General features: G+C 69.4%; 11 protein-coding genes and 1 other RNA gene. 8 read left to right on the forward strand and 4 right to left on the reverse strand.

What is annotated here, in order from left to right:
* Nucleotides 1–241 precede the first annotated feature (241 nt).
* Entirely contained in the window at nt 242–1,423 is a 1,182-nt protein-coding gene (locus KHC23_RS16320) for an extensin family protein (protein ID WP_373878493.1), read from the forward strand.
* A gap of 13 nt (nt 1,424–1,436) precedes the next feature.
* On the opposite strand, the gene dapB is transcribed toward KHC23_RS16320, so the two are convergent.
* The 4 genes from dapB to KHC23_RS16340 all read right to left on the reverse strand — a co-directional run bounded on the left by dapB (nt 1,437) and on the right by KHC23_RS16340 (nt 4,399).
* Nucleotides 1,437–2,246: a 4-hydroxy-tetrahydrodipicolinate reductase gene (gene dapB / locus KHC23_RS16325; protein WP_213373762.1), complete on the reverse strand. Its 810-nt coding sequence runs from the start codon at nt 2,244–2,246 to the stop codon at nt 1,437–1,439.
* Between the two features lie 76 nt (nt 2,247–2,322).
* An RNA gene (gene rnpB / locus KHC23_RS16330) (RNase P RNA component class A) lies at nt 2,323–2,703 on the reverse strand.
* A gap of 130 nt (nt 2,704–2,833) precedes the next feature.
* Nucleotides 2,834–3,352, reverse strand: coding sequence for a lytic transglycosylase domain-containing protein (locus KHC23_RS16335; RefSeq protein ID WP_213373764.1), 519 nt, complete (start codon nt 3,350–3,352; stop codon nt 2,834–2,836).
* Between the two features lie 240 nt (nt 3,353–3,592).
* Nucleotides 3,593–4,399 carry an N-acetylmuramoyl-L-alanine amidase gene (locus tag KHC23_RS16340; RefSeq protein ID WP_213373766.1) on the reverse strand — a complete coding sequence of 269 codons (807 nt, stop codon included), beginning with the start codon at nt 4,397–4,399 and terminating at the stop codon, nt 3,593–3,595.
* A gap of 304 nt (nt 4,400–4,703) precedes the next feature.
* Here KHC23_RS16340 and KHC23_RS16345 point away from each other — a divergent pair, with 304 nt between their 5' ends.
* The 7 genes from KHC23_RS16345 (at nt 4,704) to mraY (ending at nt 12,775) form a co-directional block, all read left to right on the forward strand.
* Nucleotides 4,704–5,183: a division/cell wall cluster transcriptional repressor MraZ gene (locus tag KHC23_RS16345; RefSeq protein WP_213373768.1), complete on the forward strand. Its 480-nt coding sequence runs from the start codon at nt 4,704–4,706 to the stop codon at nt 5,181–5,183.
* A complete protein-coding gene (gene rsmH / locus KHC23_RS16350; protein ID WP_373878494.1) occupies nt 5,180–6,217 on the forward strand; it encodes a 16S rRNA (cytosine(1402)-N(4))-methyltransferase RsmH in 1,038 nt (345 codons plus the stop codon). The genes KHC23_RS16345 and rsmH overlap by 4 nt, the downstream gene beginning before the upstream one ends.
* 9 nt (nt 6,218–6,226) lie before the next feature.
* Nucleotides 6,227–6,817 (forward strand): cell division protein FtsL, encoded by a 591-nt coding sequence (gene ftsL, locus KHC23_RS16355; RefSeq protein ID WP_213373770.1) that lies wholly within the window; start codon nt 6,227–6,229, stop codon nt 6,815–6,817.
* Nucleotides 6,818–6,834: 17 nt separating this feature from the next.
* Nucleotides 6,835–8,619, forward strand: a complete 1,785-nt coding sequence (locus tag KHC23_RS16360; RefSeq protein WP_213373772.1) for a peptidoglycan D,D-transpeptidase FtsI family protein — start codon at nt 6,835–6,837, stop codon at nt 8,617–8,619.
* Between the two features lie 39 nt (nt 8,620–8,658).
* On the forward strand, nt 8,659–10,146 hold the full coding sequence (locus tag KHC23_RS16365) for a UDP-N-acetylmuramoyl-L-alanyl-D-glutamate--2,6-diaminopimelate ligase (RefSeq protein WP_213373774.1): 1,488 nt from the start codon (nt 8,659–8,661) through the stop codon (nt 10,144–10,146).
* Nucleotides 10,147–10,151: 5 nt separating this feature from the next.
* Nucleotides 10,152–11,594, forward strand: coding sequence for a UDP-N-acetylmuramoylalanyl-D-glutamyl-2,6-diaminopimelate--D-alanyl-D-alanine ligase (locus tag KHC23_RS16370; protein ID WP_213373776.1), 1,443 nt, complete (start codon nt 10,152–10,154; stop codon nt 11,592–11,594).
* A 95-nt stretch (nt 11,595–11,689) separates the two neighbouring features.
* Nucleotides 11,690–12,775 (forward strand): phospho-N-acetylmuramoyl-pentapeptide-transferase, encoded by a 1,086-nt coding sequence (gene mraY, locus KHC23_RS16375; RefSeq protein WP_213373778.1) that lies wholly within the window; start codon nt 11,690–11,692, stop codon nt 12,773–12,775.
* The last annotated feature ends 23 nt before the right edge of the window (nt 12,776–12,798 follow it).

Genomic DNA, 12,798 nt, shown 5'->3' on the forward strand with positions numbered 1-12,798 from the left:
ACGCGCCACCGCCACGGACGACGAAAAGGCCCGCCCCGCGCGGGCCTTTTTGCGGTGCGGGACCAGGCTTAACCCGCTGTCAACCAAGTGCCGCTAGCGTCTGCCCATGACGCGCGGCGTATCCTGGTTTCTCGTAGCCCCGCTCGTCCTTCTGGGGCTCTCCGGTTGCAAGTTCGGGCTGTACGAACAGCGCGAACCCTGGCGCTCGGAAGCTGAGGAACGGTGCCTGGCGGAGGGCCGCGTGAAGCCCTCCGCCTTCATCGTCCCGGACCGGGCGATCAACGGCGCCGGCACCTGCGGCATGGACCATGCCTTCCGCATCACGGCTTTTTCCGAGGGATCTGTTGAGGTTGCGCCGCGCGCGACGCTGGCCTGCCCGATGACCTCGGCCGTCGACCAGTGGATGACGCAGGACGTTCAGCCTGCCGCCATGGCCTGGTTCGGCCAGCCGGTGGTGAAGGTGAAACAGATGTCGTCCTATTCCTGCCGGCGGATGAACGGCGCGGCGACCGGCAAGATTTCCGAGCACGCCTTCGGCAACGGCCTCGATATCGGCGGCTTCGTGCTGGCCGACGGGCGCGAGATTTCGGTGAAGAAGGACTGGAAGGGCAGCGCTGACGCGCGCGGATTCCTGCGCACCGTGCAGGCCGACGCCTGCGAGCGCTTCACCGTGGTACTGGCGCCGGGCTCCAACGTCTACCACTACGATCATATCCATATCGACCTGATGCGCCGAACCTCCGGCAGCACCACCTGCAAGCCCTTGGCGCAGCGACCGATTCCGCCGCGGCTGCCGGTGTTCAAGGCGCCGCCCTACAAAGCCCCGCCCTTGCGTGCGCCGTGGCCGGCCGGGCCGATGTCGTCGGCGCCGGAAACCGAGCCGGCTGGCGACGCGCAGGAAGGCTATGACGGCGATTACAGCGCCGCGCCCCTCGCCCCGGCACGCCCGGGCCCGATGGAGGCGCGCCGGGCGCCGGCGGTCGACCCTTATGCCAATGGCGGCTATGTGCAGGATCCCCCGCCGCCCATTCCTGCCTCGACAAGGGCGACCGTGGGTGCGCCGATGGTGCTGACGCCGCCACCATCGGCCGATCCGTACGCCAATGGCGGCTACGCGCCAGATCCTTACCCGGCCGCGCCCGCGCAGGGTTACCCCACCCAAGGCTATCCGGCGCAAAGCTACCCGGTACAGGGCTATCCGGCTTCGGCCTATCCTGCGCCCGCGCCGGTCGCCCCCGCGCCGCGCGAGCCGGCGCAGACGCGCCCGCCCGGGCTTCTCCCGCCCGGCAGCATTCCGCTGGCGAAATGGCTGGGGCTCGACACCACGCCGACGGGGTCGACCGGCAATGTGCGCTCCTTCACCGCCGAGCGCGAATTCGCCAGCCCGATTCCCGGCCCGGAGGCGGAGGCCGGCGCGGACTGAAGCCGGCCCGAGGTCAGTCGAGCAGCGTGTCGAGGCCGCGCTTCACCCCGACCCAGCCCCGCACCTTGCGGGCGGCGAGAAGCGTGCCGGCGACATAGGGCGCGGCCGAGGAACCAGCATCGTGGCGGATCGTCAAACGCTCGTCCGGCGCGCCGAAGATCGCCTCCACCCCGAGCACGAAGGAGGGCAGCCGCAGCGCGTGCACCCGCACCTCGCGCGCGCCCTCGCCGAAAGCGCCGCCGCGGGTTTGCGGCACGCCGACCACCTCGGAGACGGGGCGCGAGGTGGCGGGCTGGCGGATGCCGCTGAGCGCTTCGGCCAGCTCGCGCCCGGTGCCGGAAGGGGCGTCCGGCTTGCCGGCGGAGGCGTAGTCGATGAGTTCGACATCGGCGACATATTTCGCCGCCTCCAGCGTGAAGCGCTTGAGTAGGGTCGCGGTGATCGAGAAATTGCCGGCGGCGAGCAGCCCGGCCTCGTGTGCCCGCGCCACCTCGTCGAGTTCGGCATAGTCGGCGGCGCCGAGGCCCGAGGTGCCGATGACGACACCGAGCCCCGCCTCCAGCGCCGCGCGGGCATTGGCCTTCACCACGCCGGGCTTGGTGTAGTCGATCAGCACGTCCGCCGGGACGGAAAGGGCCTCCGCCACGCTGGCGAAGACCGGAACGCCGCTGGCCGCGCCGCCAAGCGCGGTGCCGAGATCGGCGCCGGCCTGGGAGCGGGCGATGCCGGCGACCAGTTCGAGGTCGGGCGCGGCGGCGATGGCGGGCGCGAGGGCGCGCCCGACCCAGCCGGTGGCGCCGGCGAGGATGATGCGGATCGCCATGGCGGGGCTCCTTCTGCTGGCAGGAGGCGCAGCAGTAGCAAGCCCGGCGCCCGGCGCCAATGGCGCGCGGGAAGAGGGTGCCAGCCGGCCTATAAGCCGGGTTTTGTATGGCGGGATTTCTCCCACGTGACGGCCATTCCTCTAGGACGCCAGTTACCTGGCGCCTCGAGCAGTCAACCCGGGCGGCTGTCCGAAGACGGGACCTGAAGCGAGGCTTCGTGCCACCCCTATACGACTTTGCTCCCGGTGGGGTTTGCCGTGCCGCCTCCGTTGCCGGACGCGCGGTGCGCTCTTACCGCACCGTTTCACCCTTACCGCGGGCGAACCCGTGGCGGTCTGATTTCTGTGGCACTTTCCCTAGGGTCACCCCCGCCGGACGTTATCCGGCACCGTGTCTCCGTGGAGCCCGGACTTTCCTCGGCACCCCGAGGGGTGACGCGGCCGTCCGGCCGGCTGGCGGACCAGCACATGCGGGAGCGCAGCGTCCGCGTCAAGTGCGCCGGTGCGAAGGGGACCGGGGGCGCCGGCGGCGTGGGCCACGCACAACTCATTCGCCCCCGCCACCGGCGCGCGCCAGCCATGCCGGATCAGTTCGAGGCCATGATGGTGCGGGCCTTGCTGCAATAGCTGCGCGCCGTCGAGGACATGCGCTTGGCGCCATGCCCGCCCTGGTAGCGCATCACGGTGCCGCAGGTGTCACCGCCAGCGAGGCGATAGGCCCCGGCGAGGTAGCGCATGCCCCATGCGATATTGGTCGCGGGCTCGTAGAGCTTGGCGCGCGAGCCCTTGTAGCCCATGCCGCGCGCGGTCTGGTGCTTGATCTGCATGAGCCCGACCTCGCCGGCGCGGCCGGTGGTCTGGATCTTCCAGTTGCTCTCGATCCGGACCACAGCGCGGGCGAGGGCGATGGGGATACCGTGGGCGCGCGCCTCCCGGTCTACCAGGGCGACCAGGTTATTCTTGCCGGAAGCAGCGGTAATCCCAGAAGACTTATGGATGAGTGGGGAAGCGCGATCGGAGACCGATTTGGCACTGGCGATGTTCGAGGTGGGAACAATGAAGAGAGCGGCGCCGAGGGAAGCACAGAGCAGTCGGGAGACGTTCATTACGCGACGATGGCCTTTTCATCCGGTGACGATGGCCGGGAAAAGCCAATTTAAATCTGTTTCGAATGTGACGCTATGCCTGCGGGAATAGCCGCAATCGGGACGTGCCCGCGCCCTAACCCGGCGGCTTCGCGGCCGAATGTGGTGCAATCGCAGCGTTCAGGAACATAAGTTGCGCGTCGCGCGGGGCCTGCGCAGCATCCTGTCGGTGATTGCCGATAATATGCGCGTGGCGTTATTTCAGGCGGGGTTGTCGTCCCGCCGCCGGTCCGTGCCGGGCTCCGGGCGGGAAGCGCAGAGGGCGTAGAGGGTCGCCAGCGTCGAGACGTCGGCGATGCCGTCGATCCGGGCGCGGCGGAAATGGCGCTGGAAGGCCCGCACCACCACCTCGGTGGTCTCGCAATAGGTGCCGCTCACCGGCACGCCATAGCCATAGAGCGCCAGCATCGCCTGCAGCGCCTCGATCGGCTGGCCGTGCTCGCCACGCATGAAGAAGCGCCCGTCGCTCGGCGGCGCCTCCTCGACCAGATGACCGACGCCGAAACGGTGCAGCACGTCCCAGGGAAACTTTTCGCCGGGATCATTCTTGCGAGAGGGGGCGACGTCGGAATGGGCGAGCACCCGGTCAGGCGGGATGCGGTGGCGCGACAGGATGTCCTTGGCCAGCGCCGTGACCGCTTCGATCTGGATGGCCGGAAACGGTGGATAGCCGAAATCATGACCGGGATTGGCGATCTCGATGCCGATCGACAGGGAATTGATATCGCTGGCGCCTGCCCAGAAGCCGGCCCCCGCATGCCAGGCGCGGCGCGCCTCCGGTACCAGCTGGAGGATGCGCCCGTCTTCCAGCACCACATAATGCGCCGAGACCTGGCGCTCCGGCGCGCGCAGCCAGGCGAGCGCTTCCGTGGTCGATTCCATGCCGGTGTAGTGCAGCAGCAGCATGTCCGGGCGGTCGACGCCGATCCGCGCGCCGTGGTTCGGCGAGGGGAGGACGGCCGCGACCAGCGGCGAGTCAGGCGGGAAAGCGTCGGGCGTGTGGGTCATGGCCACGAGCTAAGCCCGGCGCGAGGCCGATTCAACAGATTCTTAAGGTTCATGGGGCGTTAATCGCCCATCGCCGACCGCGGCGGAATCAGCCTTGCGAAACGTCCGCGGGGCGTGGATTCGCAACGGTCATTCCATTGACGCCCATTGTGTCCCATGGTATCCCAGATCATCCCGTTGCAGTACCGCGTAAGCAATGCCGATGGCGCCTTTCCGGCGCCTGTCGACGGGCGTTGCCTGTGCGGTGCGGGGCCCGTGAGGGCACGCGCAGGGATGTGTGTTTGCGTAGGAGCGTACCGGGCCGATGGAACGTTTCGTATCGACCTACCCGATGCGGCTCGATTCCAAGGGCCGGATGTCGATCCCGGCGCCGTACCGCGCACTTCTGGCACGGGACGGGCTGGAGCATCTGTACTGCCATCCGGCGCTCGATCTGCCCGCCCTGCAGGCGGGGGGCGCGCGGCTGATGGCTGGGATCGACACCCTGATCGCACGCTATCCGCCCTATTCGGAAGCGCGCGAGGAACTGGCGGGCGCGCTCTATGGGGCGATCGAGATGGTGAAACTCGATCCGGAGGGCCGCGTGATGCTGGGCGAAGCGCTGAAGGTCCATGCGCAGATCAAGGACGAGGCCGTGCTCGTCGGCCTCGGGGATCATTTTCGGATCTGGGAGCCCGGTCGCTTCCGGGCGCATCTGGCGGAGGCCACCGCGAAAGTGCGCGCGTTGAAGCAGGAGATCGGCTCCCAGGGGGCGACGCGGGATTCCCGCGCCGACGGGGCATGATGGCGGGTCGCGGCGGTTCGGAGACGGACGCTGCCGGCGGACCGGCCCGCCATCTGCCTGTCCTGTTGACGGAAGTCCTTGAATATCTCGCCCCGAAGGAAGGCGGCGTCTATGTCGACGGCACCTTCGGCGCCGGCGGCTATACGCGCGCCATTCTCGACGCCGCGGCGTGCCGGGTGATCGCCATCGACCGCGATCCCAACGCTATCCGCGAAGGGCAGGCGCTGGTCGACGCGAGCGGCGGCCGGCTGACGCTGGTGCAGGAACGCTTCAGCGCCCTCGACGAGGTGGCGCTGGCGGCCGGCGTGCCCCTGGTCGACGGCGTTGTGCTCGACATCGGCGTCTCCTCGATGCAGATCGACGAGGGCGAGCGCGGCTTCTCCTTTCGCCGCGACGGGCCGCTCGACATGCGCATGTCACAGGACGGGCCGTCCGCCGCCGACCTGGTGGCGAAGCTCTCCGACACCGAGCTGGCCAATCTCATTTACCGCTTTGGCGAGGAACGGCATTCCCGCGCGGTGGCGAAGGCCATCCTTGCCGCGCGGGCCGAGGCGCCGATCGAGCGCACGCTGCAGCTTGCCGACATCGTCGCCAAGGTGGTGTGGGCCAAGCCGCACGAGCCGCACCCGGCGACCCGCACCTTCCAGGCGCTACGCATCGCGGTGAATGACGAATTGGGTGAGCTCGCCCGCGCCCTCGCCGCCGCCGAGCGCATCCTGAAGCCCGGCGGTCGGCTGGTGGTGGTGACCTTTCATTCGCTGGAAGACCGCATCGTCAAGAATTTCCTCGCCAACCGCGCCAAGGTCGCCTCCGGCTCGCGCCATCTGCCGGCGGTGGCGGGCGCGGCGCCGAGCTTCACGCTGGTGGCGCGCGGCGCGGTCGAGCCCGGCGAGGAGGAGCGCGCGGTCAATCCCCGCGCTCGCTCCGCCAAGCTGCGCGCCGCCGCCCGCACCCCGGCGCCGGCGCATCCCTATGGCGACCTCAGCTCGCTGCTGCCGCCTTTGCCCGTCCTTGACGCCCACCGCCGCCGCTGAGGTCGAGACATGTTCCGCGTACTCAATGCCGTCTCGGTCATCGCGCTGCTCGCCGCCGCCGGCACCGTCTATCACGTCAAATATTCCTCGGCGTTCGAGGCGCAGGAGATCGCCAAGCTGCGGACCGAAATCCGGACCGAGCGCGACCGCATCGCCATCCTGCATGCCGAATGGGCCCGCCGCACCGCGCCGGACCGCGTCCAGGCGCTGGCGGAGAAGCATCTCGACATGCAGCCGCTCGATGTCGACCACATGGACCGCCTCGCCAGCCTGCCGGCCAAGCCGGCGGCCGGCGGCGACGCGCTCGGGGGCATGATCGAGGCGCTGGTCGACGGCCCCTCGCTGTCCCCGCCGCCGCATGAGGTGGCACCCAAGCCTTCCAAGCCCGCGCGCAGCACGCCGGCGGCCCGTCTTCCCGACGACGCCCCGCTGCCCGAGGAGCCCTTCTCCGCCGAGCCGCTGCCGCTCTCGGCCATGCCGTCGGCCGGCACGATGGGCGCGCCGCGCCGCAGCCTGGCCGGACCGCAGGGCGTGCTCGGCATGCCGCTTGATCCCGTCGCGGGCGTTCCAATGCTCCCGCCCGGCGATGTCGGCCAGTGAATCCCGGAGGTCGCACCATGAATATCTCTTCCGGCACCTTCGTCTTCCGCCTCGGCCGAGGACTGCTGCGCCTGCCGCTGTGGCTGCCGCGCGGCGTCCTTGCCATCGTTCGCGCCGCCTTCGGCCGGGGCCGCCCGGAAGCGCACGAAGTGGCGCGGGCGCGCATCGTGCTGTGCATGATGGTCTTTGCCGGCGTCTATCTCGCCATCGCCGGGCGCCTTGCCATCCTCGCCTCGGCGCCCGAAGGAGCGGTAGCGCGCCGCGTCACCGCCACCGACGCCGTCGCATCGGCGCGGCCGGACATTCTCGACCGCAACGGGCTGGTGCTGGCCACCGACGTGAAGTCCGCCTCACTCTATGGCGAGCCGCGCCGGCTGATCGACGTCGACGAGGCGGTCGAGGCGCTCACCGCCGTGCTGCCCGACCTCGATGCCAACGAACTGCGCCAGCGGCTCTCCACCGACCGCGGCTTCGTCTGGCTGCGGCGCGACATCACCCCGCAGCAGCAGCGCGAGATTCACAATCTCGGCCTGCCCGGCATCGGCTTCATGACCGAGAACCGCCGTGTCTATCCCGGAGGCACGCTCGGCGCGCATGTGCTGGGTTCGACCAATATCGACAATCAGGGCATTGCCGGCATCGAGAAATGGGTCGACACGCGCGGGCTCGCCGACCTGCACCTGGCCGGCTTCGCTTCCGACCGCCAGCAGGAACCGGTGGAACTGGCACTCGACCTGCGTGTCCAGCACGTGCTGCGCGACGAACTGTTCAACGCCAAGGAGAAGTTCAAGGCGATCGCCGCCGCCGGCACGGTGGTCGACGTGCGCACCGGCGAGATCGTCGCCATGGCCTCGCTGCCGGATTTCGACGCCAACGACCCGGCCCGTTCGCTGGACCCGAAGAACCTCAACCGCCTGACCACCGGCGTGTTCGAGATGGGCTCGACCTTCAAGGCGCTGACCTTCGCCATGGCGCTGGACAGCGGTCGCTACAACATCAACTCGATGCTCGATGCGCGCGGGGCGCTCAACTTCGGCCGTTTCAAGATTCGCGACTACCATGCCGAGAACCGGATGCTGACGCTGCCGGAGGTGTTCCTGTTCTCGTCCAATATCGGCACCGCGAAGATGGCACTGTCGCTGGGCGTCGAGGCGCACAAGGCGTTCCTCGCCAAGGCCGGGCAGCTCGACCGGCTGCGCACCGAACTGCCCGAGAGCGCGATGCCGATCGTGCCCAAGCGCTGGGGCGAGGTGAACACCGCCACCATCGCCTTCGGCCACGGCCTCGCCGTCGCGCCGCTGCAGGCGGTGATGGCGGTGAACGCGCTGGTCAATGGCGGCTACCTCATTCCCCCCACCTTCCTCAAGCGCACGCCGGAGGCGGCGATGGCGGTCGCCACGCCGATCATCAAGCCGGAAACCAGCGCCAAGATCCGCTATCTGCTGCGCCTCAATGCGGAGAAGGGATCGGCCAAGAAGGTCAACGTTCCCGGCTTCTATGCCGGCGGCAAGACCGGCACGGCGGAGAAGGTCATCAACGGGCGCTATTCCAAGCACCGGTTGCTTACGACCTTCACGGGCATCTTCCCGATGGACAATCCGCGATACCTTGTGCTGGTGATGCTGGACGAGCCGCAGGCGGTCGAGGGCACCTATGGTTATGCCACTGCCGGCTGGAACGCCGCGCCGACGACAGGCAAGATCATCTCCCGCATCGGGCCGATGCTCGGCATCATGCCGCGCACCGATGTGCCGCCGGCCGAAAGCCTGCTCGCCAACACCACGCTGGCGCGGGCACAGTGACGTGAGAAGGCGCCGGTTGCGGCGCGCAGGACGACGCCAATGCCTGACCGGATGCGACCAACTGTCGACTGCGCGCGCCGCCTGACCTTGCGCGGCCTGATCGGCGAGGATGCCGACTATGCCGGCGCCGACCCGGAGATCGCTGTCGGCGAACCCGCGCTCGACAGCCGCAGCGCCCGGGCGGGGGACGTTTTCTTTGCGCTGGCGGGAGCGAAGGCGGACGGTCTCGCCTATGCCCGCGACGCCATCGGCCGCGGGGCCGTCGCCGTGGTGGCGGAGGCGGAGCGGCCGGCCTGGCTCGATCCCGCCATCTCCTATGTACGGGTGGGCAATGCCCGCCGCGCCGTCGCGGTCGCCGCCGCGCGGGCCTTTCCGCGCCAGCCGGAGACCATCGCCGCCGTCACCGGCACCTCGGGCAAGACCTCGGTCGCCGCCTTCACCCGGCAGCTCTGGCAGGGGCTCGGCCATGCGAGCGCCAGCCTCGGCACGCTCGGCGTCGTCGCTCCTTCCGGCGCTGTCTATGGCGCGCTGACCACGCCCGACCCGATCGAACTGCACCGCACCCTTCACGCGCTGGCGGTCGAGGGAGTGACGCATCTGTGCCTGGAGGCCTCCTCGCACGGGCTCGACCAGCACCGGCTCGACGGGGTGCGGCTGAAGGCCGGCGGCTTCACCAATCTTTCGCGCGACCATCTCGACTATCACCCGACGATGGAAGCCTATCTCGACGCCAAGATGCGGCTGTTCCGCGATCTCGTCCCGCGTGGCGGCGGGGCGGCGGTGTGGGTCGACACCGTGGAGGGCAGCCATGTCGCGCAGGTCGCGGCCGAGCATGAGCTGAACGTGCTCGGCATCGGCGCCGCCGGTGCCGGCATCGCCCTGCTGGCGCGCACCGACGAAGGCCTTGGCCAGCGTGTCGAGGTAGAGGTCGGCGGGGTACGCCACGCCCTCAAGCTGCCGCTGGTCGGGGCCTTCCAGGCCAGCAACGCTCTGGTCGCCGCCGGCCTCGCCATGCTGACCGGCGCCTCCGCGCGCGAGGTGCTGCCGCGGCTGGAGGCGCTCACGGGAGTTCCGGGACGGCTGGAGCTTGTCGGTACGAAAAACGGTGCCGGCGTGTTCGTCGACTACGCCCACAAGCCCGACGCGCTCGCCAACGCGCTCGACGCGCTGCGCCCCTATGCGAGCGGCCGGCTGATCGTCGTCTTCGGCTGCGGCGGCGACCGCGACCGCGGCAAGCGCCCGATCATGGGCACTATCGCCGCGGAGAAGGCGGATATCGTCATCATTACCGACGACAATCCGCGCGGCGAGGACCCGGCGACGATACGCGCCGCCATTCTCGCCAGCGCTCCCGACGCCACCGAGATCGGCGACCGGGCGGAAGCGATCGCCGCCGCCGTCACCATGGCCGGACCGGGAGATGTGGTGTTGATTGCCGGCAAGGGTCACGAAACCGGCCAGATTATCGGCGACCGGACATTGCCTTTCTCGGACCGCGACGTCGCGGTCGAGCTTTTCGGGAGATGACCGCCATGGCTGCTGGCTCGTCCGCTGCCTCTCCGCTCTGGACGCCGGCCGCGCTCGCGCGGGCGACTGGCGGCAGGCTGACGGCCGAGATCGGCGGGGTGTCGATTGACACCCGCACGCTGCAGCCGGGCGACGTCTTCTTTGCCTTGCACGGCGACAACAGCGACGGTCATGCCTATGTGGCCAAGGCGCATGAGCGCGGTGCGGCGCTGAGCGTGGTGGAGCGCTCCCGCGTCGGGGAAATGCCGAAGGGGGTGGCGCTGCTGGCGGTCGACGACGTGCTGGGCGCGCTGGAGTCGGCGGGACGTGCGGCCCGCGCCCGCACCCGCGCCCGCATCGTCGGCGTCACCGGCTCGGTCGGCAAGACCACGACCAAGGAGGCGCTGGCGCTGGCGTTCGCCGCCGACGGTCCGACCCATGCCTCGGCGGCGTCCTACAACAATCACTGGGGCGTGCCGCTGTCGCTCGCCCGCATGCCGGCGGCGAGCGCCTATGGCGTGTTCGAACTCGGCATGAACCACCCGGGCGAGATTGCGCCGCTGGTCGCCATGGTGCGCCCGCATGTGGCGGTCGTCACCACAGTCGAGCCGGTGCACATCGCCCAGTTCGACAGCGTGGAGGCGATCGCCGACGCCAAGGCCGAGATATTCACCGGCGTCGAGCCGGGTGGGGCGGCGGTGCTGAACCGCGACAACCCGCATTTCGCGCGCCTCGCGGCGGCGGCACGGGCGGCGGGCATCACCAACATCATCGGTTTCGGCGAGGCGGAAGATGCCGATGCGCGGCTCACCCGCGTCCGTCTGCAGCCACACATGTCAACCGCCATGGCCGACATCATGGGCCAGAGCGTGAGTTTTAAGGTCGGGCTGCCCGGCCGCCACATCGTGCAGAACGCGCTTGCCGTGCTCGCCGCCGCCAAGCTGGCGGGCGCCGATCTGTGCCTCGCGGCGCTGGCGCTGTCCTCGCTCGGCCCGCCGCCCGGGCGCGGGGTGCGCACACCGCTGGCGGTGAAGGGCGGTCGCGCGATGCTGATCGACGAGAGCTACAATGCCAACCCGGCCTCGATGCGCGCCGCACTGGCCGTGCTCGGCACCACCCCGGTAAGCGGGCGCGGGCGACGGATCGCGGTGCTCGGCGACATGCTGGAACTGGGCACCCGCGGCGAGGCGATGCACCGCGACCTGGTTCCCGATACCGCTTCCGCCGACCTCGTCTTCTGTGCCGGGCCGCTGATGCGGGCGCTGTGGGAGGCGTTGCCCGAAAGCCGGCGCGGCGCCTGGGCCCCGGACGCGACGGCGCTGCTGCCGCGCGTTGCCGAGAACCTCCGCGGCGGCGACGCGATCATGGTCAAGGGCTCCAATGGCAGCCGCATGGGCCCGCTGGTGCGCACCCTGATCGAGCGTTTTCCCGCCGCACACCTTGCGGAAACGGCGGAAACGTCCGAATGAGCCGCCATGGCCGCTTCCTCCCGATTCCGCGCCAGCCCTGCCGCCCGGGACGGCGTGCCGGCCCGCCGCCCCGTCCTTCCGAAGGTTGACCCTCCATGCTGCAATGGCTCGCCGAACTCCAGGGAAGTGTCCCGGCGGTTAACGTCTTCCGCTACATCACCTTCCGCACCGGCGGGGCGATCATCACCGCGCTGCTGTTCGTCTTCATGTTCGGCCCGGCCATCATCGCCATGCTGCGGCTCAAGCAGGGCAAGGGCCAGCCCATCCGCAGCGACGGGCCGCAGTCGCATCTGCTGACCAAGAAGGGCACGCCCACCATGGGCGGGCTGATGATCTTCTCCGGCCTGATGGTGGCGACCCTGCTGTGGGGCAACCTGTCCAACCCTTACGTCTGGGTGGTGCTGTTCGTGACCATCGGCTTCGGGCTGATCGGTTTCTACGACGACTATCTGAAGGTGACCAAGCAGACCCATAGCGGCCTTTCCGGCAAGACCCGTCTCGCCATCGAGGGGCTGATCGCCGGCTGCGCAGCGGTGTTCATCATGCATGTCGGCCGCGACCCGCTGTCGTCCTCGCTGGCCTTCCCCTTCTTCAAGGACCTGCTGCTCGATCTCGGCTGGTTCTTCGTCATCTTCGGCGCCTTCGTCATCGTAGCGGCGGGCAATGCGGTCAACCTCACCGACGGCCTCGACGGCCTCGCCATCGTGCCGGTGATGGTGGCGGCCGCCAGCTTCGGGATGATCTCCTACCTCTCGGGCAATGTGCTGTTCGCCGACTACCTGCAGATTCACTATGTCGCCGGCGTCGGCGAACTGGCGGTGATCTGCGGCGCCATCATCGGCGCGGGCATCGGCTTCCTGTGGTTCAACGCGCCGCCGGCGCAGATTTTCATGGGCGACACCGGCTCGCTGGCGCTGGGCGGCCTGCTCGGTACCATCGCAGTGGCCACCAAGCACGAGATCGTGCTGGCGGTGATTGGCGGGCTGTTCGTGCTGGAGGCGGTGTCGGTGATCGTGCAGGTGATCTCGTTCAAGCTCACCGGCAAGCGCGTCTTCAAGATGGCGCCGATCCACCATCATTTCGAGCAGCTCGGCTGGACCGAGCCGCAGATCGTCATCCGCTTCTGGATCATCGCCGTGGTGCTGGCGCTGATCGGGCTCTCGACGCTCAAGCTGCGGTGAGAGGTGTGGATCCCCGGGCCAAG

The organism is Ancylobacter dichloromethanicus (genome assembly GCF_018390645.1).
Lineage (GTDB): Bacteria > Pseudomonadota > Alphaproteobacteria > Rhizobiales > Xanthobacteraceae > Ancylobacter > Ancylobacter dichloromethanicus.